This window comes from Microbaculum marinisediminis (genome assembly GCF_025397915.1).
Taxonomy (GTDB): Bacteria; Pseudomonadota; Alphaproteobacteria; order Rhizobiales; family Tepidamorphaceae; genus Microbaculum; species Microbaculum marinisediminis.
Genome location: NZ_JALIDZ010000005.1, coordinates 18,965 through 42,385, shown reverse-complemented (window position 1 = coordinate 42,385; position 23,421 = coordinate 18,965). Strand labels below are relative to the sequence as shown.

Below are 23,421 nucleotides of genomic sequence, written 5' to 3'. Positions count from 1 at the left end.
ACGGCGCTCAGGCCGCCTCTTTTGTCGCGGGACGCACGCCGAGCATGTGGCAGGTCGCGTAGACGAGCTCGGCGCGGTTGAGCGTGTAGAAATGAAAATCGGTGACCCCGTTGGCGGTGAGGTCGAGCACCTGATCGGCGACGACTGAGGCGGCGACCAGCCGGCGCGTGTCGGGATCCTCGTCGAGCCCGTCGAAGTGGGCCGCGAACCAGTCCGGGATCTCCGCGCCGCACTGTCCGGCGAAACGCGCCGCCTGGGCGAACTTGGTGACCGGCAGGATGCCGGGGATCACCGGGATTTCGACGCCGCGCTTCTGGAGCCGGTCGCGATAGCGGTAGAAATGCGCGTTATCGAAGAAGAACTGGGTGATCGCCCGGGTCGCGCCGGCATCGACCTTGGCCTTCAGCACGTCGATATCGGCATCGAAGTCGCGCGATTCCGGATGCTTCTCCGGATAGGCGGCGACGGACACCTCGAAGTCGCCCGCCCGCCTGATCGCCGCGACCAGGTCGGCCGTCGTCTGAAACCCCTGGGGATGCGGCGCGTAAGTGCCGCCAACGCCGTCGACCGGATCGCCGCGCAGGGCCACGATGTGGCGCACGTCGATCGTCTGGTAGGCGTGGATCACCTCCTCGAGCGAAGCCCGGCTCGCGCCGACGCAGGTCAGGTGCGCAGCCGGCTCGACGTTGGACTCGCGGCGGATGCGGCCAACGATCTGATGCGTGCGGTCGCGCGTGGAGCCGCCGGCGCCGTAGGTCACCGACACGAATTTCGGCTCGAGCGGCACCAGCCGCTGGAACGCGCTCCATAGCGACGCTTCCATCTCCGCCGTCTTCGGCGGGAAGAATTCGAAGGACACCGACAGGTCCGGTGAAACCTGTCGCGCTGGGGGTAACGACACAGCCATCAGGCCGCCTCCTCGGAAATGCCGCGGCGGACGCGGCTGTCGGTATCCTTGCCGAGCCATATCGAGACCGTGAGCCGGCCGACCTCGGCGATGTCGACGTCGTCCGGTGGGAAATCGATGTGACTGGCAAGCTCGATGCCCGCCGCCTTCATCCACTCGGCGATCTGCTCGCGCGAGAATCCGAGGCGGCGGTGCGCCTGATCGGCGCGCAGAAACTCAAGCCCGTGCGGGGCAAAATCTATGATCAGCAGCCGGCCGCCGGGCTTCAGCAGATAGGCCGCCTCCTCGATGGCCCGGTCGGGGTCGTCGAGATAGTGCAGCACCTGGTGGATGATCACGAGATCGGCCGAACCGTCCTCGATCGGCGGGCTGTAGATATCGCCCTGGCGCACCTGGCAGTTGCGCAGGCCCTCGCGTTCGAGCCGCGAGCGCGCGTAGGACAGCATGTCGTGCGAGACGTCGATGCCAATGCCGCTCTCGATATGCGGCGCCAGCAGCTCCAGCATGCGGCCGGTACCGGTGCCCAGATCGACCACGAGGTCGAGCGGCGCGTCGCCGACAAGCCTGAGCACGCCCGCCTCGATCTCCTGCTCGTTGGCGTGCAGCGAGCGGATCTGGTCCCAATGAGCGGCGTGTTGCCGAAAATAGGCCGTCGCCTCCGCGAGGCGCGCGCGGCGCACGGCCTCGAGCCGCGTCCGGTCGCGCATCATCACCGGATCGTTCCGGTTCAGCCGGTCGACAAGGTCGCGCGACAGCTCGGCCGCCGGGCCGGAATCGGCGAGCCGGAAGAAGGCCCACGCCCCCTCCGCGTAGCGCCGCACAAGACCGGCTTCGACCAGGAGCTTCAGATGCCGGCTGATGCGCGGCTGGCTCTGGCCGAGGATATCGGTCAGATCCTTCACGCTGCGCTCGCCCTCCGCCAACAGCGCGAGGATGCGCAGCCGGGTCGGTTCACCGGCGGCGCGCAAAGCGGTCAGCATGTTGTCGGCCGAGATCGGCAGCATCGGCTCCTCCGTTCGGCGGATAGCGGTATAAAGATATCTTTATACTGTCAACTCTTTATGAAGCCAGGACTTGCCGTACGATCCGGAAAAGGCCTCCGGCAACGCCCGAAAACCGCTCGGCACGCGAAAACTTTGCTGGAAACCGCCGCGCGCATCGCTAAAACGGCACGCACCATGCCCGAGCTCACCTATATCGGCCGGATACGCACGCCCTGGACGCGCGCCGAGGATTGCCCGCGCAACGCCATGGAAACCGACGTGGTCTGCCGCGTGGAGATCGATGCGCCCTATCGGGCCGGCCTCAAGTCGCTCGAGACCTGCACCCACGCGATCCTGCTCTATTGGCTCGACCGCGCCCCGCGCGACGTGGTGGCCCTCACGCCGCCGAGCGACACCATCACCCATGGCGTCTTCGCCCTGCGCGCGCCCGGCCGTCCGAACCCGATCGGCCTGGCCGTCGTCGATATCGTCGCGGTCGGCGAAGACGGCCTGACGGTGCGCCATGTCGACTGCTTCGACGGCACGCCGCTGCTCGACATCAAGCCCTATTTCGCTTCTGTCGATTCAAAGCCCGACGCGAAGGTCGGCTGGCACGAGAAACGCGCAAAGCCGCTGCCGCCGCAGGGCGAGCGGCCAAAAGAAAGCTGACGGCCGGAAACGAACCGGCGGCGACGCCGGCCGCGTCACCCTCCCCGCTTGCCGAACCGCTTCAGCGCCGCGCGGAAATCCTCCGACAGCCAGGTCAGCGCGTGCTGGTCCATGTCGGTGGCACTCGCCATGAGGTCGAGGCCGTGGGCGGCGGCATCGATCTGGCGCTTGACCATCCGCGTCGCCGTTGCCGGACGGGCAGCCAGCGTCGCGGCCATTGCCAGCGCCGCGTCGAGCGCCGCCCCTTCGTCGGCAATTCGGTCGGCGAAACCGAGGCGCAGCGCATCCTCGGCAGTCCATTCCTCGCCGATCAGCAGCAGCCGCCGCGTCGCCTGCGCCCCGACGAGCGCGGTCAGACGCGGCACCGAATGCCAGCCCATGTTGACGCCGACGGCGACCTCCGGCGCGCCGAACCGGGCGTCCGGTCCCGCCACGCGGAAATCGCACATCGCGGCCAGCGCCAGGCCGCCGCCCAGGCACGGCCCCTCGATCGCCGCGACGGTCGGCGCCTCTATCCCGGCCCAGGCCCGCGCCATGCGCGGCCCGAGCCCCGCAAGCGCGCGCAATTCGGCAAGCGCCATGTCGTCGAGGCGGGCGAAGGCCGGGTCGCGCAGGTCCATGCCGGCGGAGAAGACGTCGTCCGCCCCGGTCAGGATCACCGCGGCGAGGTCTGTGTCGGTCTCGAAGCCGCGCGCCGCCTCGGCCAGCGCGTCCATGATGGCAAAGGACAGCGCGTTGGCACGGCCCTTCCGGTCGAGGCGGACGATGGCGACCCGGTCGCGGCGTTCGACGGAAACGGCGTCATGCGGCATGGCGGTCCTCAGGGCATGGCGAGTTCGACAGCGGGATCGGCCGCCGACGCGACCGTCACGGCCGTCTTGGCCGAGCAGAAACGGCCCAGCAGGTCGGTGAGATCGGCGACCGCCGCGTCGGGATCGCCCCAGCCGTTGGCCTGCACGGTGACGACGGCGCGGCTCGTCGCGGGCGAAACCAGCGACCGCTGGTCCTGCCGCCAGTTCCAGCGCCGGCACAGCACCTTGCCCGCATCGGCGTAGACCACTTCGCCCGGTTTCGGCGGATCGTTCGTCTCGCCCGCCGCGCCCCCGGCGTCTCCGGCGCCCATATCGAGGAAGCTGTCGCCTTCGCGCGAATAGCGGAACGCGATATCGCCGGCGACCTTGTCGAGATCGTCGGCACCGAGCGGGAAGACGTGGGTCAGCGACACCACGTTGTAGCAGTCGACGAAGGGATTGATCGGCGGCAACGGCCGGTCCGCCAGCGCGTTCTTGACGAGGCGCTCGACGGCGGAGCGATAGCTGGTCTTCTTGATGCCGAAGGCACGATACGCCTTGCGCCATGCGGCGACGCCGGGAATCTCGGACAGCGCGTGCCCCGCCCACCGGGCGCGCACTGCCGCCTCCCGCTCGCCGATCAGCGCGTCCAGCGCCGAAGGCCGACTAGCGGGAATGACGAGATCCGTCGCCACCACGGCGGCGACACGGAAATCGGGGAAGTCGGCGGCGATATCCGAGATGTCGAGGCGCATGGCGCCGTGATGCCGGATTTCGGACCGATTGTCACGGGCCCGCGCGCAAGGGATGTCCGGAGCATGCCCCGGCAGCCCATGCTCGTTCACGCCGGCCGCGCGAACCGCTGCCGTGCCTCTTCGACCCGCTCGCGGCAATGACAGCCCTCGAGATGATCGTTGACCAGGCCCATCGCCTGCATGAACGAGTAGACCGTCGTCGGCCCGACGAAGCTCCAGCCGCGCCGCTTCAGCTCTTTCGACAGGGCGGTCGATTCCGCCGTCTTCGCCATCTTCGACAGGGCTGCGTGGTCGCATGTCTCCGGCCGGTCCTGCGGCGCCGGCTCGAAGCGCCAGACGAAGCCGGCGATGGAGCCCGCCTCCGCCTTCAGGTCCAGCGCCCGCCGGGCGTTGTTGATGACGGATTCGATCTTGCCGCGATGGCGCACGATGCCGGCGTCGCCGAGCAGCCGCGCCACGTCTTTCTCGCCGAAGCCGGCGACCGTCTCGATATCGAACTCCGCGAAGGCTTTGCGGAAATTCTCGCGCTTGCGCAGGATCGTGATCCACGAAAGCCCCGACTGGAAGCCCTCCAGGCACAGCTTCTCGAACAGCAGACGGTCGTCGGCGACGGGCCGGCCCCATTCGCGGTCGTGGTAGTCGACATAAAGCGGATCGGCGCCGGGCCACCAGCACGACACCACCCCATCCTCGCGCCGGATCAGGCCGGCTGCAACAGCGTTTTCCATCATGCGATAGGACCGGAAATCCGCCTCGACGTCAAGAACAAAAAGAGAACATATTCACGCCGTCTCCGGCCGCCGCGCGAGCGCCAGCAAGACGCCCGCGCCGATCAGCGCCGTGCCGGAAATACGGTTCACCCAGCGCATCCGCGCCGCCGTGCCGGCCAGCCGGCCGACATGGCCGCCGGCGAAGGCGTAGACCCCGATCGAGATCGCCTCGAAGGCGATGAAGGCCGCGCCCATCAGCGCGATCTGGGTGATGTAGTCGCCGCCCGGCGTCAGGAACTGCGGGAAGAAGGCGGTGAAGGTGACGATCGCCTTCGGGTTCGTCGCCGCCACCAGGAACTCGCGGCCGGCCAGCCGCCCGACCGGTTCGCGCGCGGCCGCATTGGCCAGTGCGGCGATGTCGACGGGCGCGCGCACCATCTTGACGCCGAGCCAGACGAGATAGGCGGCGCCGATCCATTTCAGCGCGGTGAAGAAGGTTTCCGAGGCCGACAGCACCACGCCGAGGCCCACAGCCACCAGCGCGATCATCAGCGCGAAGGCCGGCAACCGCCCCAGCGCGGCGACGAAGGCGTGGCCGAAGCCGAAGCGCGCGGCGTTGCCCAGCGCCACCATGTTGTTGGGACCGGGATAGATGTTGATCGCGAAGCAGGCGGGCACGAATAGCAGCCAGATATCGAGCGGCATGGCGGAGCCTCCAGGGACCACGCATGACTAACGCGACGCGCGGCGGCTCCGCAATCCGGTTTCCCGCGCCCCAGGCATGCCCGCGCGCTTCCCCTGGCCGCGTGTCTGCCCTAGCCGAGCGTCTCCTTGAAGAAATCGATGGTGCGCTGCCAGGAGAGCGTGGCCGCCGCCTCATCGTAGCGCGCCGCCGACGTATCGTTGTTGAAGGCGTGGTTGACGCCCTCGTAGGTGTACATCGCGTAGGCGACGCCGGCCGCGTCCAGCGCGGCTTTGAAGTCCGGGATTCCGGCGTTGATGCGGTCGTCCAGCCCGGCATAGTGCAGGAGCAGCCGCGCCTTGATCCGCGGCACGTCGGCAGCGTCGGGCACCTGCCCGTAATAGGCGACGGCGGCGGCCAGGTCCGGCGCATTGACCGCGAGCTGGTTGACGATGGCGCCGCCCCAGCAGAAGCCCACCGCGCCGACCTTGCCGTTGGTTTCGGAACTGCCGGCGAGGTAGCGGATCGCGCCGAGCCCGATGTCGACCGCCGTCGTCCCGGTCAGGCCGGATATCATCGACCGCGCCTGGTCCTCGTCGGACGGCGTGCCGCCGCTGGTCGACAGGAAATCGGGCGCCAGCGCCACGAAGCCGGCCAGCGCGGCGCGGCGCGCCACGTCGCGGATGTGCTCGTTCTGGCCCCGGTTCTCGTGCACCACGACGATGCCCGGCAGCGGCCCTGTCTTGTCCGCCGGCATCGCCAGATAGCCGCTTGCCTGCCCGGCAGCGGTCTCGAACGTGACGGTCTGCGTGGTCAGCCGCGCATCGTCGGCCGCGATGATCGCCGCCTTCGCCGAATTCGCCGCCAGCATCGGCGCGATCGCCGCCGCAGCAGCCGACGAGCCGGCGAGTTTCGTCAGCTTCTCCATGAAGCCGCGCCGGTCGACCGTCAGGTGGGTGTATTCGTCATAGGCCGCGATCATCGCCTGGGTGATCGGCGATGTGTTCGCGGGCGTCGTCCAGTCTTCGCTCATCGCATGTCTTCCCCGCTGAAGTGCAACGCCTGGAATCCTACCGGCCACGTCGCGCCCTTTCCACCGCGACGCAAGCCGGTTTCGTCGGGCGGCTGTGCGCCATTGGTCCACGCCGCCGCGGGCGGGACCGGTTTCCTGGCTCTCAGGCTCCGTCGGATGCCGCGACTCCTTTTCGCTTTCCGTAGCGTTACAAAATCGCCTAATCTCCAGGCGCCTTCCGGCGGCCGTGTCGCCCGACGCGGCTCAAGTCTTTGTCATTGTTCATGTACTTCAGGAGCCAGTTCCATGACTGCGGGCACACGCGCGCTCTATTTCGTCACGACCATTTCGATTGCCATCGCCGCCTTGGCAGCCCCCTTTCCCGCCGGCGCACAGACAGCGAAAGACCTCAAGTGCAGGGGCTGCGTCGGCTCCAGGGACCTCGGCAAGAAGGCGGTGTCGGCAAAACACATCAAGCCGAACGCCGTCGATTCCACGGCGATAAAGGACGCATCGATCCTTCCCGCCGACCTCGCCGCGACCGCCCAGCCGACCGGCGCCGTCCATGCGGCCTCATACATCACGGCTCACAGCCTGACGCCGTCGCTATCGCAGATATATTCCGTTGAGATGACCGCACCGTCCAACGGCTACGCGGTCGTCATCGCCAACTGGACCTTCAGCACCTTCCAGGGAGGCGCGTCGGCGTCGTGCTACGTGGAAACGACGCCCGGTTCCGGGACCGGCGTGTCCGCCTACATGGAATCCGACCCGAACGACACGACATCCTACGATGCGGCGGCCCTGACCCGCATGTTCCCTGTCGGCAAGGGCAAAACGACTTTCTACCTGAACTGCCGGGAAATGACGCACGACGTGTCGGTCATCGAGCCGCAGATCACCGCCATTTTCGTTCCCAACAAATACTGACGCGTCCGCTCGGATGGCACCTCCTAGCCGGACGTGCCATCCGCCGGCCGCCGCATCGTGACGGCGGACAGGGCCACGGCCAGCCAGCCGGCCAGCATGACGACCCCGCCGGCCGGCGCCGCCATGAAGAAGAGCCGCCCGTAGCCGAGCGCGCGCAGGCCGACATCGGCGGAAAACAGCGCCGCGCCGGCAAACAGCAGCAACGCGGCCACGCGCAGCACGACGTGGCGCGGGGCAAGCAGCGCGAGCGCCAGCAACGCCGGCGCATGGGCCAGGCAGATCGTCGCGACCGCATCCAGCATCCGCGGGTCGCTGCCCACATGCGAGCTCGCCGCGGCCGCCGTGACACCGGCAAAGCCTAAAATGCCAGCACCCAGCAATGCCGCCCGGTTCACGCCTACCCGTTCCGTCATGGATGTTCCCCCATACCCGATGCGACCCGCGGGCCCGTCCGTAGGGAAACCGCGTCGATCGCGACCGGTGCCACCAGCCTGCTGTTCAACGACTGATACACCACACCGTCGCGTTTGGTAAATTTCAGGCGCTGATCGATCGTGTGCGGCGACGCGTCGTCGGTCATCGTTCCCGCCGAGCCCACGCGAGCAATTCGATCCCGTACGGTCACGCCGCGGAATAGCGCCGGCTTACAGAATTTGATAAGCTGATTAAGTTCGAACCGCGTCCACAAGGAGGGCGCTAGCGCTAGCAAGGGAATTTTCAGTCATGACAAAGCATATTGGCACGACCGGCCTTTTGGCCGCCGCGATGGTAGTGACCGGCGGATTCGCCCTACCTTTCGCGCTACCCGGAGACGCCTCCGCCCAGACAGCAACCAATCTTATTTGCCGAGGCTGCGTCGGAACCAGGGACATCCGCAACAAGGCGGTGACCTCCAAGAAAATCAGGAACGGGCAGGTCAAACCCGTCGACCTTCACAGAAGTGCGAAGCCCGCGGCCGCCAATTTCAGCAGCGTCAACGGTGAGGACGCCGGCACTCTTCCGACGACCGATACCGTCGTTGCCCAGGTCACCATGAACCTTCCGGCGCCCGGCGTCGTTATCGCGAATGCCGGCGGCTGGGCCGTATTCAACGATAACCCTTCAAGCATTCTGTGCGCGATCAGTAAAACGACATCGACCTCTGGCCAACCCTTTATCATCGCGCAGAACCACAACGAGGCGAACGCGCGCCGGATGCCGACGCCCGTGACGCGTGGCTTCGTGGAAGACACCGCCGGCAGCCATACCTACTATTTCGTCTGCCGCACGCATCTGGGAAGCTCGGGCCATAACGATGCCATGCTGACGACCGTTTACGTTCCGCAGCTTTCCGGCCCTGTTCCCACATCGGCGTCGGCCGAAGGGGCGGCGGGCAGCTCCGTGGACTGACGTCCGGTCGCCGGGATCTCTGCCCGGCGCCGCAATGCACCTGCGATACCGACCGGTTCGCCGGTTCGGATCGCAAAAAGGGCCAGGTCTCGACAACCTGGCCCTTTGTTTTTGGGTCACGCCCCGGCCGACGCCTTACAGCAGCGGGCTGACCAGCCGGAACGTGTTGTCGATGAAGCGCTCGCGGAACGGGCGCACGGCCCAGGCATCGGCGTCCAGCGGATCGGAATCGGCAATGTACTGATGCTGCAGACGGCGCAGCCGCTCGGTGAACTCGCTGCCGTAGACGAACAGCGACACCTCGAAGTTCAGCCACAGGCTGCGCATGTCGAGATTGACGGTGCCGAACATCGCGATCTCGCCGTCGACCGTGATCGACTTGGTGTGCAGCAGGCCGTCCCGGTAGAAGCGGATCTCCACGCCCATGCCGAACAGCTCGTCGAAATAGGTGCGGCTGGCGTGGCGCGACAGGAACGAGTCGATCTTCTCCGGCAGCACGAGGACGACCTTCACCCCACGCCCGGCCGCCCCGCGCAGCGCGCGCAGAAGCGCCTCGTCGGGCACGAAATAGGGCGTCGTCAGGATCAGTTCCTTGCGCGCCGCGTTGATCAGCGCGAGCAGCATCAGAAGCAATCCGTCGTCGGTCTCGCCGGGGCCCGAGGCGATCACCTGGATGTCGGTGTCGCCCTTCGGCGCGGCGAGATCCAGCTTGGAGTCGCGGATCAGGTCGTCGATGGAGTCCGCAACCTCCATCGCCCAGTCGCCGACCACGACGGCTGCCAGCAGCGTCACCGCCCGGCCCTCGACCCGCACCATCGCGTCGATCCACTCGCCGACGCCCGCGTCCTGCTTGAAAAAGCGCGGATCGACGAGGTTCATGCTGCCGGTCCAGCCGACCTTGCCGTCGATGACGACGATCTTGCGATGCAGCCTGAGATCGGTGCGCCCGAAGATCGCCCGCCAGGGACCGACGGGCAGCGCCGGCAGCACTTCGATGCCGGCCGCCTTCATCGCCGCCGGCTGACGCCCCTTCCACCACGGCCGCCCGCCCAGCGCGTCGACCAGGACGCGGCAGGTCACGCCGCGCGCCACCGCCCGCTTCAGCGCCTCCAGAACGAGATCGGCGTCCCCGCCCTGGTTCCAGATGTAGAACTCCATCAGCACGCTCGTCTCCGCCGCGTCGATGTCGGCGGCGATCGCATGCAAAATCTCGTTCGGCTTGGAATGCAGCGTCAGCTGCGAACCGGCGATCGCCGAAGCCCCGGCGATCGACTGCCCGAGCCGATGGATACCGGCGGCCTTCGGGTCGTGGCGGGACCAGTCGACCGCGGCCCTGCCGTCGCGCACCAGCCGCTCGCTCAGGCGATGCATGTCGGCGCGCAGGTGGCCAAGCTCGGCCGCGCGCCGCCCGCCCGTGCGCCGCTCCCCGATCAAAAGATAGATCGCCGCGCCGCCGAACGGCACGGCGAACACCAGGAAGAGCCAGGCGAGCGCGACGCCGGTCGCCGGCCGCTTCATGATCACGCGCACGGCGATCACCGCCACCAGCGTCATGTGCAGGATGGCCGTGTAGGTCAGCGACTGGGCGAGGAAGGCGACGGTCGACTGGGCGATCATCGCCGGCGCGCTCCGCAGCCGGTATGGGGAAAGGATTCGCTCACGGCGCACAGACTCCGTCGCCGACGACACTTATGCAAGGCCGAATCCCGCGCTCGGAGGCCGCATTGGTCGCGCCCCTAGCCCGTCTTGGCGATGCGGGTTGCCAGCTTCAGGTCGATGAGCTCGTCGGGCGTGAAGTAGAACAATTCGTCCTTCGGCGTTTCCATGGCATGGATCCACACGCGCGGATCGACGCCCATCTCCATGAGGAACCGCTGGCACTCGGCCGAGACCGCCTGCGCGTTGTCCATGCCCGAGGCCGGGGTTCCCGCGGCCTCGTCGGCGGCGAATACGCGGTGCACCCCGATCGAGGCGGTCGGCGCGGCCACCCGCTCCCTGCCGCCGGCGAAAACCAGCGGGCAGGACGAGGCGCAATAGCTGCCGGGGCCGATCTCGGTGTTGAAGCCCGCCTCGCGGATCAGCGTGGCGATCACCAGCGCATCGGCGACCGAACCGCCCGGCGAATTGAGTACCACCGTGTCGATATAGCCGCCGCGTTTCTCGATCTCCTCGGCGAAACGCCGGGCCGAACCGGGCTCTATCGCCCCGTCGAACAGGAGCTTCCCGCCATCGACCAGCTCGAACGTCGCGGGATTGCGCAGCGTCGCCGCCGTCTCCGGGTCGGTGACGACCGGTCCGGTCCTGCCCTCGCGGATCGAGGGCAGATAGGGCACGTCGTCGGGCGCCATGAGCCCCGGAAACACCGGATCGGTGTCTGCCGGGATCTGCTTCTGCAGGTCGGCAAGATCGAGGCCGAGCACCACGAAGGTGGCGACCAGAAGGCCGCGGAACGACCACAGCAGGACGTGCTCGTCCGGCCGGCTGTTCAGCCAGCGCCGGATGCGGCCCTCGGGCTCGCGGATATGCGCGTTCTCGCTCAATCCTTCTTCTCCGGACGCCCCCCGAACGGTGTGGTGGTGAACGGCGTGACCACGCCGACGGGCACCGGCGTGTCGGCGTCCCAGCCTTTCGCCGGCGGGGCCAGCGGCAGCTCCGGCTCGTCCGCCCTCTCCGGCACGGCCTCCGGCACCGCCTGCGCCTTGCGGCTTTCGTCCTCCACCTCGCGCAGGATGCGCATGGCGGTCAACAGGTCGGCGGCCGACATGGTGGAGGCGCCGGCGGCCGGCTCGCCCTCGCGGCGGATGCCGGCATGGACGACGCACAGGATCAGCACCAGCACCGCCGGCAGCAGGTCGATCGAGATGGCGCCGGCCCAGCTCGGCAGGAAGTCGGGGGCGTAGCGCAGCACCGCTTCCGCCGTGGTCAGCGGCTCGAAGCGCTCGGGCCGCACCGGCTGCGTCGACAGGATCTGCTCGGCGGCGGCGGCGAGCTGTTCGGACTGTGCGGCGACGGCGGCCTCGACATTGCCGACAACAACGCTCTGGCGTTCGGCGAGATCGGCGCTGCCGCCGTCGGCGATCGGGGCGATGAAGCCGCGGGCGAGATCCTCCGCCGCCCGCTTCACCGCCGGCGCGACCGAGGTCTGCTGCAGCGACGCGATGACGCCCATCAGCGCCATGGATTCGCCGGCGAAGGCATCCGCGCGCGGATTGATCGGTCCGCGCGCCGAAACCAGTTCGCGCATGCGCGCGATGTGCTTGCCACCCTGCTCGTAGAGCTGGCTCACGCGGCCCGCCGAGGCTTCCACCTCGTCGCCGAGCTGGTCGATCTGCCGCGACATCTGAGTCAGGAGCTGCACCACGGTCCCGGATCCGGAGGTGCCGGTCAGCGAACCCTGCCGCTGCTCGTCCTCGGCGAGCTGGGCAAAGCGCAGCGAGGCCATCTGGATGTCGGGCAGCAGGCTCTGTGCCGACAACGCGTTGGAGTGGGCCTGGTCGAGATCGGTGACGAAGCTTTCGAGCTTGTTGGCGAGATGCTGCTCCAGCGCCGCCGAACCGGCCAGCGCGGCCGCGTTCAGCCATGACGACATGGCCACGATCATCACCGAGCCGAGCCCCATGGCGACAAACAGCAACAGCCGGCTCACCCCGTCGCGCACATGCGGCATGAAGCGCATCAGGAACGACCAGAACGCGTAGATGCCGACCGAGACGGCCGCCGAATAGATGATCGCGGCGAAAAACACGAGCATCGCCGAGCCGTCGAGGAGCTCGCGCACGCCCAGATAGGTGTAGACGCCGCTCGCCAGCGCCAGGACGGCGAGCGTCAGTCGTGTTGTCAGATCGAGACTGGAGACTGCCTGACGCAGCATGACGGTAAACCCCTCGCCCGCAGAAAACGGGTATCCCTCCGACGCCGCATCATTAACAGAGGTTAATGGTGCCAGATTGTGGCCGTCGGCGCGACGGGGGCGTCGCGGCATGGTTAACTGTGGAAAGCTACGCTCCGAGCGCCATTCAGGGCCCCATTCCGGGGCCTGTAGCGCGGGCCTTTAGCGCGGGCCTGCCCGGTGCGCGAAACCAGCGGGCCGCAGCGCACGAGGAAGCCCCACCGCGAGATCATCCCCGCTCCAGCACCCGCGCGTGCAGCGCCTCGGCCTCCTCGGCCAGCGCCCGCAGCCCGGCGTCGGTGTCGAGCGCCGCCGCCAGCGCCTCCTCCATCTCCCGCTTGACCGTGTCGCGCAGGGGATTGGGCATCGAGCGGAAGCCGAACCGGCGTTTGCGCGATCGCCGGGTCTCCGCGCTCCGGAAGTCCGTGCCGAAGCGAGCGTTCACCGCCTCGATGACGTCGGCGATGTCGCCCGTGGCCTGTTCGAACGGAACGACGACCATGGACCCGCCAACGGGCAGCAGCGGCCGGTAGAACCCGGTCCACCAACGCAAGGCGCCCTCGAAATCCGGCCCGTTCTCGATCAGCACGTCCCCGACGATCCCCGCGCCCTCGCGCTGCGCGCCGCCGGCCGGGTCGGCCTCTCCCGCGTCCCTGCGCCGGCGCGCCTCCTCCAGCATGGCCAGCAGCGAGACCACGGCGTCGCGCGGCGCACGGACAAGCGCGACCGCCGGAATGCCCCAGTCGGCGGCGCGGATGAGCTGGGCGGCGTGGTGCTTGTGATGGGCAATGAAGACCGGACGGCGCTGGCGCAGCCGGAAATGGGTCACGGTGGTCGAATTGGCCGAGCGCGGAAAGCCCTCGATGACGATGTCGGTATCGCGGCGGACGCAGAGCCGGTCGTGGGTTCCCGTCAGCCGGCGCAGGCCGAAATAGAGCCCCGGCCGCGCCGAGGCCGCCAGAACCGCGCGATGGCGCAGCCGTCCGAACCCGCCCATCGGCTCACCACCCCTTTCGAAAGACCCGTCGACACGGCCGACTGGATAGCCGCGCGGCAAACCGCGCGCAAGGAAGCGGACATCCGACCACGCCCGCGATCATGTGTGCTCCTATCGCCAAGTCTTGGTGAATACCAAGCGTCCTTTCCGCAAGGGAACAGCACAGACCCCAGAGCGCCGTCGAATTGCCCCGGACATTACTTGAACTACGCGGCAACGACGGATCCAAACCTCAGGCGCCCATGGAACAGGTTAGTTAAAAACCTAGTCTTTCGCCTCACGGAATCCACAGACCTTCCGGGTTACTCATCGCCCCGCCGGATAATGGCAGGCCAACCTGCCGCGTACCGGCCAGAGGGAAGGTTAGTCATGTTCGCGTATGCCCATCTCTTGATGGCGTGCGCTGGCGGCTTTCTACTTCTCGCCGCCACGAACGCCACGCCGGCGTGGGCCTCGACGACGATCATCGTCTGCAAGGGCTGCGTCATAGTCTTGGATCCGGACGAGTGCCTCGGCTGCATCGTCGTCTCCGATCCGCCGGCCTTGACCGAGACCTGTCGCGGCTGCACCTGGGCCGATACGGTCGGCCGGCGGCCGCGGTCGATCCGCGCCGCCCCCGCCTCTCTTGGCAGGACATCCGGCGAGACCACGGCCCATGAAACGGCGCCAGACGACACATCGTCCGCCGACTCGCGCTTTTACGGCCCGTTCGCCTTCGGGCCCCGCGCGGACGCCTGGCAGGCGGCGGCCGCCCCGGCGATCGTTCTCGCGGCGCTGGCCGTCCCGTCAGGCGACGGCATATCCGACGACGGCTCACCCGACCTCGGTCCATTCGCCGACAGCCCCTATGCCGGCGCCCGGCCGGCGGTAGCCGCCGCGCTCGCTGCCATGCGGCTTGATCGGGACATAGCGCGCGAGCGCCGGTGCCTTGCGACGGCGATCTATTTCGAGGCGCGCGGCGAACCGGCCAGCGGCCAGCGCGCGGTCGCCCAGGTCGTGCTCAACCGGGTATCGGACCGGCGCTATCCCGCGACGGTGTGCGACGTGGTTTTCCAGAACCAGGAGCGACAGAACCGCTGCCAGTTCTCCTTCGCCTGCGACGGCCGGCCGGAAGACATCGGCGACCAGCGCGCCTGGAGGCGGGCGATGCTGCTCGCAGGAGAGGCGCTGATGGGACGCTACTTCGACGGCGCGATCGGCGCGGCGACGCACTATCACGCAACCAGCGTCGAGCCGACCTGGAGCCGCCATCTCTACCGGATCGCCCGCATCGGCGCGCACGTGTTCTACCAGACCGGACAACGCCTGCAGCAGACACACTGACAGGCCGGGGCTCGCCCCCCGGCCACCCGAATGGCGCGCTGCTAGCGCGTGGCCTCGGCGACGATCTCGGTCAGCAGCGCGTCGACGGCGGAAAGCGCCTTCATCGAGGCTTCCGACACGGCGGTGCCGGGCCTGCGATAGCCGACATGGATCGTGCCCGGCGACGTGGCGAGTTCGTAGACTACGATCGAATAGGGGCAATAGCCGACGTTCCGCGGATCGGCGGCGATCATCGCCTGCGACAGGCGGGCGGAGCAGAACTGGTACCATTCCGCATCGGCCAGCACCGCCTCGCCGCCCGTGGCCTCCGACGTGCGTTCCAGCATCTTGGACAGGAAGCCGTGATAGTCGACCACCAGCCCCCGGTTGACGATGGCGTCCTCGACCGCCAGCGTGACGTCGCCGAAGTCGCCCTGGACCGTCTGGTAGACAAGATCGCCGGTCTCTTCGGCCATAACCGGCGCATCCGAACCCCGGGCACCGAGACCGGCGACCAGAGCCGCCCCGACGACCAGCGCCGCGGCAAATCCGTTTCTGAACGTCATGGCGTCTCTCCCTTTGGCGTTGCCATTCCTGCCGGGCCCGGCCCGACACGCCTCTTGCCAAGGGTCACTTAAAACCGGTGCTGCGCGCCCGCTTGCGACCTGCAACGGCCCGCGCGGTGCCGGCTTTCCGGGAAATCAAACCCCGGCGCGGCGGCTGCGGCATTGCGGTGGGTCAAGCCGCGCCAATATCCGCCGCAATCAGTCCGACAGACCGGCCTGGCGCAGGCTCTCGACGATGTGGCCCAGCACCGCCTGGTCTTCGTAGGGCTGACTTTGCGCGTAGCGCCGGACGGAGAATGCCGGGTCGACGGCGCGGATCTGCCCGGCCGCGGCCCGGGCTACCTTCGGCATCGCGCAATAGCCGTAGTCGCAACACAGGGTGACCAGCACGTCGATAGTGTCCGGGAACAGCCGCGCGTATCCCACGACGTCGGCGGGCTCTCGGGCCCGCAATCTCAGGCTTAGATAACGAAATGCCCGAGTCGAGCCCGGGCATACCGTCGAAACAATGTCTTTCAGCGGGCTCTCACAACCACGGCCGCTGCTCGGCTTCCCGCGTCTCGAAGCCGCCGATCTTGGCTTCCTTCTCCAGCGTCAGGCCGATGTCGTCGAGGCCGTTGAGCAGGCAGTGCTTGCGGAAGGGATCGACGTCGAACTGGATCGCGCCGCCGTCGGGGCCGGAGATCGTCTGGCTTTCAAGATCGACGGTGATGGTGGCGTTGGCGCCGCGGCTGGCGTCGTCCAGAAGCTTGTCGATCTCCTCCTGCGGCAGCTTGATCAGCAGCATCCCGTTCTTGAACGAGTTGTTGAAGAAGATGTCGCCGAAGGACGGCGCGATGACGCAGCGGATGCCGAAATCCTGCAGCGCCCAGGGGGCATGCTCGCGGCTCGAGCCGCAGCCGAAATTGTCGCCGGCGATCAGGATCTTAGCGTTGCGGTAGGCCGGCTTGTTGAGCACGAAGTCCGGGTTCTCGCTGCCGTCCTCGTTGAAGCGGCGCTCGGAGAACAGGCCCTTGCCGAGCCCGGTGCGCTCGATCGTCTTCAGATACTGCTTCGGGATGATCAAGTCGGTGTCGACATTGACGAGCGGCAGCGGCGCGGCGACGCCGGTGAGCGTGGTGAACTTGTCCATGGGGCCTGTACAGCGTCCGTTCGCTTGAAGTCTGATGAAGGTTCGGCCCTGTTTTGGGGCGGCGCGGCCGGGAAATCAAGTCCTGTGCCCGCGTTTGGCCGTTGCGAGAGGCCTAGCGCATCGTGCGCTGGGCGGCGCCGCTGCCCGAGCCCGAGCCGGAGACCTGAATCGGCGACGATTTCGGCGCGGTCGCACCCGCGTAGCAGGCCTTGATCGCGGCGCAGCGGTCGGTCCGGTCGGCGTGGTCGGGACTCTTCGACTTGTGCGGGAAGATGCGGCACACCTGATCGATGTCGGCGGGCCGGAGCCAGCCCTCCGCCTTGCCGCGTTTGGCGGCGTAGCAGTCGGCTCGGTCCTCGCCGGGGCCGTAGAGCTGGTGCGAGCACTCGTGCGTATAGACGAACAGGCGGGTGGCCGCCGACAGCCGGTCGAGCCGGACCGGGTTGAGCACGATGAAGGCGCCGATCGAGGCACCGTAGTCACTGAGATCGGCGGTGAGGATGGTGCGGGTGCGCCCGCAGGCCGGTACCCGGCCGCCGAGCTCGTAGTCGCCGGCCTCGTACAGCGTGCCGCGCAGGACGATCTCATCGCCCGTGCCGTCGCGGTCGTCGGCATGGGCAGGCGCGATGCCGGTTGCCGCCATCACAAGTCCCACAACAACGAATCCCGCAACCAGTCCGAACAAGCGCCGCATCGCGTCTTTTTGCCCTAATTCGGGTGGTCCGGGCGGACCCGGACCGTGCCTCCACGCCACGACCATAGCAACCCGTCGGCGCCGGTTGGAAGTGGAATCACGGTCTATCACGCCGAAAATTTGGGCAGCGCCGCGCCGGGCGACGGCAAGCCGCAGAAACGCAAACGGGCCGGAGATTTCTCCCCGGCCCGTCGCGATTGTTACGCTGAAATGACCGAAATCAGGCCAGATCGAAGCGGTCGGCGTTCATCACCTTGGTCCAGGCCGCCACGAAGTCGTTGATGAACTTCTCCTTGGCGTCGTCCTGGGCGTAGACCTCGGCATAGGCGCGCAGGATCGAGTTGGATCCGAACACGAGATCCAGGCGCGTCGCGGTCCACTTGACCGCGTTGGTCTTGCGGTCGCGGATCTCGTAGATGCCGTTGTCCGCCGGAACCCACTTGCTTGCCATGTCGGTCAGGTTGACGAAGAAGTCGTTCGTCAGGGCGCCTTCGCGATCGGTGAACACGCCGTGCTTGGTGCCGCCATGGTTGGCACCCAGAACGCGCATGCCGCCGACCAGAACGGTCATCTCCGGCGCGGTCAGGCCCATGAGCTGGGTGCGGTCGAGCATCAGCTCTTCCGCGCTGACGACATAGTCCTTCTTCAGCCAGTTGCGGTAGCCGTCGTGGATCGGCTCCAGCACGTCGAAGGATTCCGCGTCGGTCATCGCGTCGGTGGCATCGCCACGGCCCGGAGAGAACGGCACGGTGACGGCGTGGCCGGCGGCCTTCGCGGCCTGCTCGACGCCGACATTGCCGGCCAGCACGATGACGTCGGCGATGCTGGCGCCGGCTTCCTTGGCGATCGGCTCGAGAACCGACAGCACCTTGGACAGGCGCGCCGGCTCGTTGCCGTCCCAGTCCTTCTGCGGGGCCAGGCGGATGCGGGCGCCGTTCGCGCCGCCGCGCATGTCGGACCCGCGATACGTGCGGGCGCTGTCCCAGGCGGTGGCGACCATCTCGGCGACGCTCAGGCCGCTCGCGGCGATCTTCGCCTTAACGGCATCCACGTCGTAGTCGGTGGCGCCGGCCGGGATCGGATCCTGCCAGACCAGATCTTCCGCCGGAACGTCCGGGCCGACATAGCGCGCCTTCGGCCCCATGTCGCGGTGGGTCAGCTTGAACCAGGCGCGGGCGAAGGTGTCCTTGAAGTACTCTGGATCCGCCATGAACTTTTCGCAGATCGCCTTGTAGGCCGGATCGAACCGCATCGCCATGTCGGCATCGGTCATGATCGGGTTGTGGCGGATCGAGGGATCGCTGGCGTCGACCGGCTTATCCTCTTCCTTGATGCCGATCGGCTCCCACTGCCAAGCGCCGGCGGGGGATTTCTGCAGCCACCAGTCATAGCCGAACAGCAGCTTGAAGTAGCCCATGTCGAACTCGGTCGGATGGGTCGTCCAGGCGCCCTCGATGCCCGAGCTCACCGCACGGCTCGCCAGCCCGTTCTGCTCGGGATTGGCCCAGCCCAGGCCCTGCATCTCGGGGCCGGCGGCCTCCGGAACCGGGCCAAGGGCCGAGGCATCGCCGTTTCCGTGGGTCTTGCCGACCGTGTGGCCACCGGCGGTGAGAGCTGCGGTCTCCTCATCGTTCATCGCCATGCGCGCGAAGGTCTCGCGCACCTGGGCGGCGGTCTTCAGCGGGTCGGGCTTGCCGTTCACCCCTTCCGGGTTCACGTAGATCAGGCCCATCTGCACGGCCGCCAGCGGGTTTTCCATCGTCGCGGGTTCGTCGACGCTGCTGTAGCGTTCGTCGCTCGGCGCCAGCCATTCCTTCTCGGCGCCCCAGTAGGTGTCCTTCTCGGGGTGCCAGATGTCCTCGCGGCCGAAACCGAAGCCGAAGGTCTTCAGGCCCATGGATTCGTAGGCGACGTTGCCGGCCAGGATGATCAGGTCGGCCCAGGAGATCCGGTTGCCGTATTTCTTCTTGATCGGCCACAGCAGGCGGCGGGCCTTGTCGAGGCTGACGTTGTCCGGCCAGGAGTTCAGGGGCGCGAAGCGCTGGTTGCCGGTGCCGCCGCCGCCACGGCCGTCGGCCAGGCGGTAGGAGCCGGCCGCGTGCCAGGCCATGCGGATCATCAGGCCGCCGTAGTGGCCCCAGTCGGCCGGCCACCACTCCTGGCTGTCGGTCATCAGCGCGTGCATGTCCTTCTTCAGCGCCTCGACGTCCAGTTTCTTCAGCTCTTCGCGGTAATCGAAGTCCTTGCCCAGCGGATTGGTCTTGGTGTCGTGCTGATGCAGGATGTCCAGATTGAGCGCATTCGGCCACCAGTCCACGTTCGACTGTCCGACCTCGGTAATCGCGCCGTGCATTACCGGGCAGCCGCCCTTCTTATCGACCTTCGCATCCATGTCTCTCTCCGTGTTCTGCGATCTTATTCGCGTTGATCCGTATCGGACGATTGTGACGTCCGGGCGTCGCCGCCGACGAAATCCCGGGCCCCTCGCCTGCAGCCGTCAGGCGCCAAGACGCCGGGATCGAATCCCCGGCGATGAGCGCCCGCATCGATTTTGAAGCGTTCTAAACTGATATTGACCCAGGAGGCCAATCAGCGCAAATTAGTTTTACATTCGATTTCATAAGGCGAGCTTATATTGCCGACCCTGAAGCAGCTCAAGTACCTCGACGCGCTGGCCCGGGAGCGGAACTACGCCCGCGCCGCGGCATCCTGCCACATCAGCCAGCCGGCGTTATCGATGCAGATCAAGGAGCTCGAAGCCGAGCTCGGCCTCGTCCTCGTCGAGCGCGGCCGCGGCACCTTCGCCATGACCGAGGCCGGCGAGGAAATCGTCCGGCGCGCCCGGTCGATCCTGCGGGCGACCGACGATCTGGTCGACTATGCCCGCCACGCCGACCAGCCGCTGTCCGGCACCTTGCGATTCGGCGTCATTCCCACGATCGCGCCCTACCTGCTGCCGCGCGCGCTGCCGCTGATCCGGGCGCGCTTCCCGGACATCGCGCTGGAATTGCGCGAGGCCCAGACCGCCGACGTGGTGGACGACCTGTCGCGCGGCGTGCTCGATCTCGTGCTGCTGTCGCCACCCATCGACGCGCCGGATATCGAGACCTTCCACATGTTCGACGACCGCTTCCTGCTCGTCACCCAGGCCGACGAGGCATTGGACGAGCGAAAGCGCATCGACATCTCGAGTATCAGCGGGCGCCGCCTGCTTCTGCTTTCGGAAGGCCACTGCCTGCGCGAGCAGGCCCTGAGCGTCTGCCGCACCGCCGATCGCGATACGCTCGGCGAGCTCGGCGCGACCAGCCTGACGACCATCGTCCAGATGGTCGCCAACGGCTTCGGCGCCACGCTGCTGCCGGAAATGGCCATCGACGCGGAAATACGCGACGATCGGACCGCGCTATTGCGGTTCCGCGCCCCCGAACCGAGCCGGCAGATCGGGCTGGCCTGGCGGCGCACCTCCGCCCGCAAGCAGGACTTTATCGCGATCGGCGAGGCCTTGAGCGAGCTCGCCCCGGCCGCCTGACGGCACGCGGCGAAAGCCGGCTTGCCAGTAGACCAGGACGTCGCGGCGTCAGTGGTAGCCTTCTCCGGGACGCACCTTGCCGCGGAACGTCCAGTACACGAACGCCGTGTACGCGAGGATGATCGGCAGCATGAAGATCGTCCCGATCAGCGTAAAGATCTGGCTCGCCGGCACGGCCGCCGCCTGCCAGACGGTAACGCTCGGCGGCACCATCAGCGGGAAGGTCGAGATCGCTAGACCGAGATACGACAGCAGGAACAGGCCGAGCGTCGCCAGGAACGGCGTCGCGGTGTGGTTGCGCTCGAGCGCGGTCCAGAGCAGCAGCGCCAGCCCGGCCGTCACGAGCGGCACCGGCCACAGATAGTAGATGTTCGGCGTGGAGAACCAGCGCTCGCCGATCCGGTCGATGGCGTACGGCGTCCACAGGCTCACAAGCGCGATGAACGCCAGCACGATCAGCAGGATCGTGCGCGCCTGGCGCCGGCCGCGCTCGGCGACCTCGCCCTCGGTGCGCATGATCAGCCATGTCGCGCCCAGCAGCGCGTAGCCGCAAACCAGACCGATGCCGCACATCAGCGAGAACGGGGTCAGCCAGTCGAACGCACCACCGGCGAAGGCCCCGTTCTCGACCGTGATGCCCTGGATCAGCCCGCCGAGGATCAGCCCCTGGCAGAAGGCCGCCACCGTCGAGCCGGCCGCGAACGCGAAGTCCCAGTGTCCGTGCCTGGGCTTGGACACGAAGCGGAACTCGAACGACACCCCTCTGAATATCAATGCCAGCAGCATGACGATGACCGGCAGGTAGAGCGCCGGCATGATGATGGAATAGGCCTTGGGGAACGCCACCCACAGGCCGCCGCCGCCGAGAATCAGCCAGGTCTCGTTACCGTCCCAGAACGGCGCGATGGAATTCATCATCTGGTCGCGCTCGGCTTCCTTTCGGGCGAAGGGAAACAGGATCCCGACCCCCAGATCGAAGCCGTCTAGGATGACGTACATGGCGACGGCGGTGGCGATCAGGCCGGCCCAGATGACCGGGAGATAGTAGTCGAAGGTCAGGTCCATCTAGGGTCTCCCGCCGCCATAGGCCTCTCGGCCGCCGGGGCCGACCGCCGCCAGCGTCCGGCTCGGCCCGGCCTCCTCGTCCTCCCGCGACAGGTCGACGGGACCGCGCACCAGCAGCCGGTTCATGTAGTAGATGCCGAACGAGAACACGACGCCGTAGACCACCACGAACAGGATCAGGCTGGTCAGCACCACGCCCGCGGAGACCGGAGACGCCGCGTCGGCCGTCCTGAGGATTCCGGTGGCCACCCACGGCTGCCGGCCCACCTCGGTGACGATCCATCCCGACAGCACCGCGATGAAGCCCGCCGGCCACATCCAGGAGGCGATCCTGAGGAAGGTCCGGTTGGTCTCGAGACGCCCCCGCCACCACAGGATTCCGCCCGTCCAGGCGACGAAGATCATCAGGAACCCGAGGCCCACCATGATCCGGAAGCCGAAGAACGGCCCCCACAGCGGCGGCCGGTCCTCCGGCGGGAACGCCTTCAGGCCCGGATAGGAGCCGCTCAGCGAATGGGTGACGATCAGGCTGCCGAGATAGGGGATGGCGATCTCGAAGTCGTTCTTCTCCAGCGCCTCGTCGGGCCAGGCGAACAGGATCAGCGGCACCGGCCCGGGGGCATCCGCCTCCCAATGCGCCTCGATCGCGGCGAGCTTGGCGGGCTGGTGGTCGCGCACCGACAGGCCGCTCATGTCGCCGACGAAGGCCTGCAGCGGCGCCAGCACGATCGCCATGCCGAGCCCCATCTTCAGCATGATGCCGGCATAGGGCTTGTGCTTGCCCATCAGCAGGTAGCGCGCCCCGATCGCCAGCACCACGAACGAGGTCGTGAGATAGGCGGCGATCAGCATATGGGCCAGACGCAGCGGGAAGGTCGGCGAGAAGACGATCTTCAGCCAGTCCTCCGGATAGGCGATGCCATCGCGGATGACGTGACCGGTGGGAAACTGCATCCAGCTGTTGGCCGACAGGATCCAGAACGCCGAGATCGAGGTTCCCACGGCGACGCACACGGCGGATAAGACATGCAGCCAGGGCGGCACGCGGTTCCAGCCGAACAGCATGATCCCGAGGAAGGTCGCCTCCAGGAAGAAGGCGGTCAGTACCTCGTAGCCGATCAGCGGCGCGACCACGTTGCCGACGACGTCGGAGAACCGGCTCCAGTTGGTGCCGAACTGGTAGGACAGCACCAGCCCGGAGACGACGCCCATGGCGAACGAGACCGCGAACACCTTGGTCCAGAAACGGGCGAGTTCGCGATAGCGTTCCTCGCCCGTGCGCCGCCACACCACCAGCAGCGTGGCGATCCAGGCCGAAAGCCCGATGGTGAAACTGGGGAAAATGATGTGAAACGCGACGGTGAACCCGAACTGGATCCGCGCGAGTAAAACCGGGTCGAAATCCATTGCGGAGTACCT

General features: G+C 67.5%; 25 protein-coding genes. 5 read left to right on the top strand and 20 right to left on the bottom strand.

The genetic code is table 11. From position 1 onward, the window contains the following. Positions 1–7: 7 nt before the first annotated feature. A complete protein-coding gene (gene metF, locus MUB46_RS11730; RefSeq protein ID WP_261616108.1) occupies positions 8–907 on the bottom strand; it encodes a methylenetetrahydrofolate reductase [NAD(P)H] in 900 nt (299 codons plus the stop codon). Next, on the bottom strand, positions 907–1,911 hold the full coding sequence (locus tag MUB46_RS11725; protein WP_261616107.1) for an ArsR/SmtB family transcription factor: 1,005 nt from the start codon (positions 1,909–1,911) through the stop codon (positions 907–909). Before MUB46_RS11725 ends, metF begins: the two co-directional genes overlap by 1 nt. Before the next feature lie 174 nt (positions 1,912–2,085). Here MUB46_RS11725 and tsaA point away from each other — a divergent pair, with 174 nt between their 5' ends. Further along, a complete protein-coding gene (gene tsaA, locus MUB46_RS11720; protein WP_261616106.1) occupies positions 2,086–2,559 on the top strand; it encodes a tRNA (N6-threonylcarbamoyladenosine(37)-N6)-methyltransferase TrmO in 474 nt (157 codons plus the stop codon). 35 nt (positions 2,560–2,594) lie between these two features. Here the strand turns inward: tsaA and MUB46_RS11715 are convergent, their stop codons facing one another. From MUB46_RS11715 to MUB46_RS11695, 5 genes are all read right to left on the bottom strand, one after another. Further along, positions 2,595–3,371 carry an enoyl-CoA hydratase/isomerase family protein gene (locus MUB46_RS11715; protein WP_261616105.1) on the bottom strand — a complete coding sequence of 259 codons (777 nt, stop codon included), beginning with the start codon at positions 3,369–3,371 and terminating at the stop codon, positions 2,595–2,597. Positions 3,372–3,379: 8 nt separating this feature from the next. Beyond that, positions 3,380–4,105: a B3/B4 domain-containing protein gene (locus MUB46_RS11710; protein WP_261616104.1), complete on the bottom strand. Its 726-nt coding sequence runs from the start codon at positions 4,103–4,105 to the stop codon at positions 3,380–3,382. Between the two features lie 86 nt (positions 4,106–4,191). Further along, entirely contained in the window at positions 4,192–4,833 is a 642-nt protein-coding gene (locus MUB46_RS11705; protein ID WP_425256263.1) for a DNA-3-methyladenine glycosylase I, read from the bottom strand. 54 nt (positions 4,834–4,887) lie between these two features. Then, positions 4,888–5,520 (bottom strand): LysE family translocator, encoded by a 633-nt coding sequence (locus MUB46_RS11700; protein WP_261616102.1) that lies wholly within the window; start codon positions 5,518–5,520, stop codon positions 4,888–4,890. Between the two features lie 110 nt (positions 5,521–5,630). After that, on the bottom strand, positions 5,631–6,530 hold the full coding sequence (locus MUB46_RS11695; RefSeq protein ID WP_261616101.1) for a dienelactone hydrolase family protein: 900 nt from the start codon (positions 6,528–6,530) through the stop codon (positions 5,631–5,633). A gap of 285 nt (positions 6,531–6,815) precedes the next feature. Here MUB46_RS11695 and MUB46_RS11690 point away from each other — a divergent pair, with 285 nt between their 5' ends. Next, on the top strand, positions 6,816–7,439 hold the full coding sequence (locus MUB46_RS11690; RefSeq protein ID WP_261616100.1) for a hypothetical protein: 624 nt from the start codon (positions 6,816–6,818) through the stop codon (positions 7,437–7,439). A gap of 23 nt (positions 7,440–7,462) precedes the next feature. Here MUB46_RS11690 and MUB46_RS11685 read toward each other — a convergent pair whose 3' ends face one another. Both MUB46_RS11685 and MUB46_RS11680 read right to left on the bottom strand, forming a co-directional pair. Beyond that, positions 7,463–7,852, bottom strand: coding sequence for a DUF423 domain-containing protein (locus MUB46_RS11685; protein ID WP_261616099.1), 390 nt, complete (start codon positions 7,850–7,852; stop codon positions 7,463–7,465). Beyond that, positions 7,849–8,019 carry a hypothetical protein gene (locus MUB46_RS11680; RefSeq protein WP_261616098.1) on the bottom strand — a complete coding sequence of 57 codons (171 nt, stop codon included), beginning with the start codon at positions 8,017–8,019 and terminating at the stop codon, positions 7,849–7,851. Before MUB46_RS11680 ends, MUB46_RS11685 begins: the two co-directional genes overlap by 4 nt. A gap of 143 nt (positions 8,020–8,162) precedes the next feature. Between MUB46_RS11680 and MUB46_RS11675 the strand changes: the two genes are divergently transcribed. Beyond that, the gene (locus MUB46_RS11675) at positions 8,163–8,828 is read left to right on the top strand and encodes a hypothetical protein (RefSeq protein ID WP_261616097.1); all 666 of its coding nucleotides are present in this window, start codon (positions 8,163–8,165) and stop codon (positions 8,826–8,828) included. Positions 8,829–8,963: 135 nt separating this feature from the next. Here the strand turns inward: MUB46_RS11675 and cls are convergent, their stop codons facing one another. From cls to MUB46_RS11655, 4 genes are all read right to left on the bottom strand, one after another. After that, a complete protein-coding gene (cls, locus tag MUB46_RS11670; RefSeq protein WP_261616096.1) occupies positions 8,964–10,445 on the bottom strand; it encodes a cardiolipin synthase in 1,482 nt (493 codons plus the stop codon). A gap of 119 nt (positions 10,446–10,564) precedes the next feature. Next, positions 10,565–11,368 carry a COG3904 family protein gene (locus tag MUB46_RS11665; RefSeq protein ID WP_261616095.1) on the bottom strand — a complete coding sequence of 268 codons (804 nt, stop codon included), beginning with the start codon at positions 11,366–11,368 and terminating at the stop codon, positions 10,565–10,567. Further along, positions 11,365–12,699: a hypothetical protein gene (locus MUB46_RS11660; RefSeq protein WP_261616094.1), complete on the bottom strand. Its 1,335-nt coding sequence runs from the start codon at positions 12,697–12,699 to the stop codon at positions 11,365–11,367. The genes MUB46_RS11665 and MUB46_RS11660 overlap by 4 nt, the downstream gene beginning before the upstream one ends. A 247-nt stretch (positions 12,700–12,946) precedes the next feature. Next, on the bottom strand, positions 12,947–13,714 hold the full coding sequence (locus MUB46_RS11655; RefSeq protein ID WP_261616093.1) for a 3-isopropylmalate dehydratase small subunit: 768 nt from the start codon (positions 13,712–13,714) through the stop codon (positions 12,947–12,949). Positions 13,715–14,083: 369 nt separating this feature from the next. Here MUB46_RS11655 and MUB46_RS11650 point away from each other — a divergent pair, with 369 nt between their 5' ends. Continuing rightward, the gene (locus MUB46_RS11650; protein WP_261616092.1) at positions 14,084–15,037 is read left to right on the top strand and encodes a cell wall hydrolase; all 954 of its coding nucleotides are present in this window, start codon (positions 14,084–14,086) and stop codon (positions 15,035–15,037) included. A gap of 41 nt (positions 15,038–15,078) precedes the next feature. Here MUB46_RS11650 and MUB46_RS11645 read toward each other — a convergent pair whose 3' ends face one another. The 5 genes from MUB46_RS11645 to katG form a co-directional block, all read right to left on the bottom strand. Further along, the gene (locus tag MUB46_RS11645) at positions 15,079–15,582 is read right to left on the bottom strand and encodes a DUF302 domain-containing protein (protein ID WP_261616091.1); all 504 of its coding nucleotides are present in this window, start codon (positions 15,580–15,582) and stop codon (positions 15,079–15,081) included. Positions 15,583–15,780: 198 nt separating this feature from the next. Then, positions 15,781–16,008: a hypothetical protein gene (locus tag MUB46_RS11640; RefSeq protein WP_261616090.1), complete on the bottom strand. Its 228-nt coding sequence runs from the start codon at positions 16,006–16,008 to the stop codon at positions 15,781–15,783. A 100-nt stretch (positions 16,009–16,108) separates the two neighbouring features. Beyond that, positions 16,109–16,714: a 3-isopropylmalate dehydratase small subunit gene (gene leuD / locus MUB46_RS11635; protein WP_261616089.1), complete on the bottom strand. Its 606-nt coding sequence runs from the start codon at positions 16,712–16,714 to the stop codon at positions 16,109–16,111. Positions 16,715–16,826: 112 nt separating this feature from the next. Continuing rightward, positions 16,827–17,357 carry a hypothetical protein gene (locus tag MUB46_RS11630; RefSeq protein ID WP_261616088.1) on the bottom strand — a complete coding sequence of 177 codons (531 nt, stop codon included), beginning with the start codon at positions 17,355–17,357 and terminating at the stop codon, positions 16,827–16,829. A gap of 271 nt (positions 17,358–17,628) precedes the next feature. Then, positions 17,629–19,800, bottom strand: coding sequence for a catalase/peroxidase HPI (gene katG / locus MUB46_RS11625; RefSeq protein WP_261616087.1), 2,172 nt, complete (start codon positions 19,798–19,800; stop codon positions 17,629–17,631). 243 nt (positions 19,801–20,043) lie between these two features. Between katG and MUB46_RS11620 the strand changes: the two genes are divergently transcribed. Beyond that, complete coding sequence (locus tag MUB46_RS11620) at positions 20,044–20,937, top strand: hydrogen peroxide-inducible genes activator (RefSeq protein WP_261616086.1); 894 nt, start codon at positions 20,044–20,046, stop codon at positions 20,935–20,937. Positions 20,938–20,985: 48 nt separating this feature from the next. Here the strand turns inward: MUB46_RS11620 and cydB are convergent, their stop codons facing one another. Both cydB and MUB46_RS11610 read right to left on the bottom strand, forming a co-directional pair. After that, positions 20,986–22,002, bottom strand: a complete 1,017-nt coding sequence (cydB, locus tag MUB46_RS11615; RefSeq protein WP_261616085.1) for a cytochrome d ubiquinol oxidase subunit II — start codon at positions 22,000–22,002, stop codon at positions 20,986–20,988. Then, positions 22,003–23,409, bottom strand: coding sequence for a cytochrome ubiquinol oxidase subunit I (locus tag MUB46_RS11610; RefSeq protein ID WP_261616084.1), 1,407 nt, complete (start codon positions 23,407–23,409; stop codon positions 22,003–22,005). Positions 23,410–23,421 lie beyond the last annotated feature (12 nt).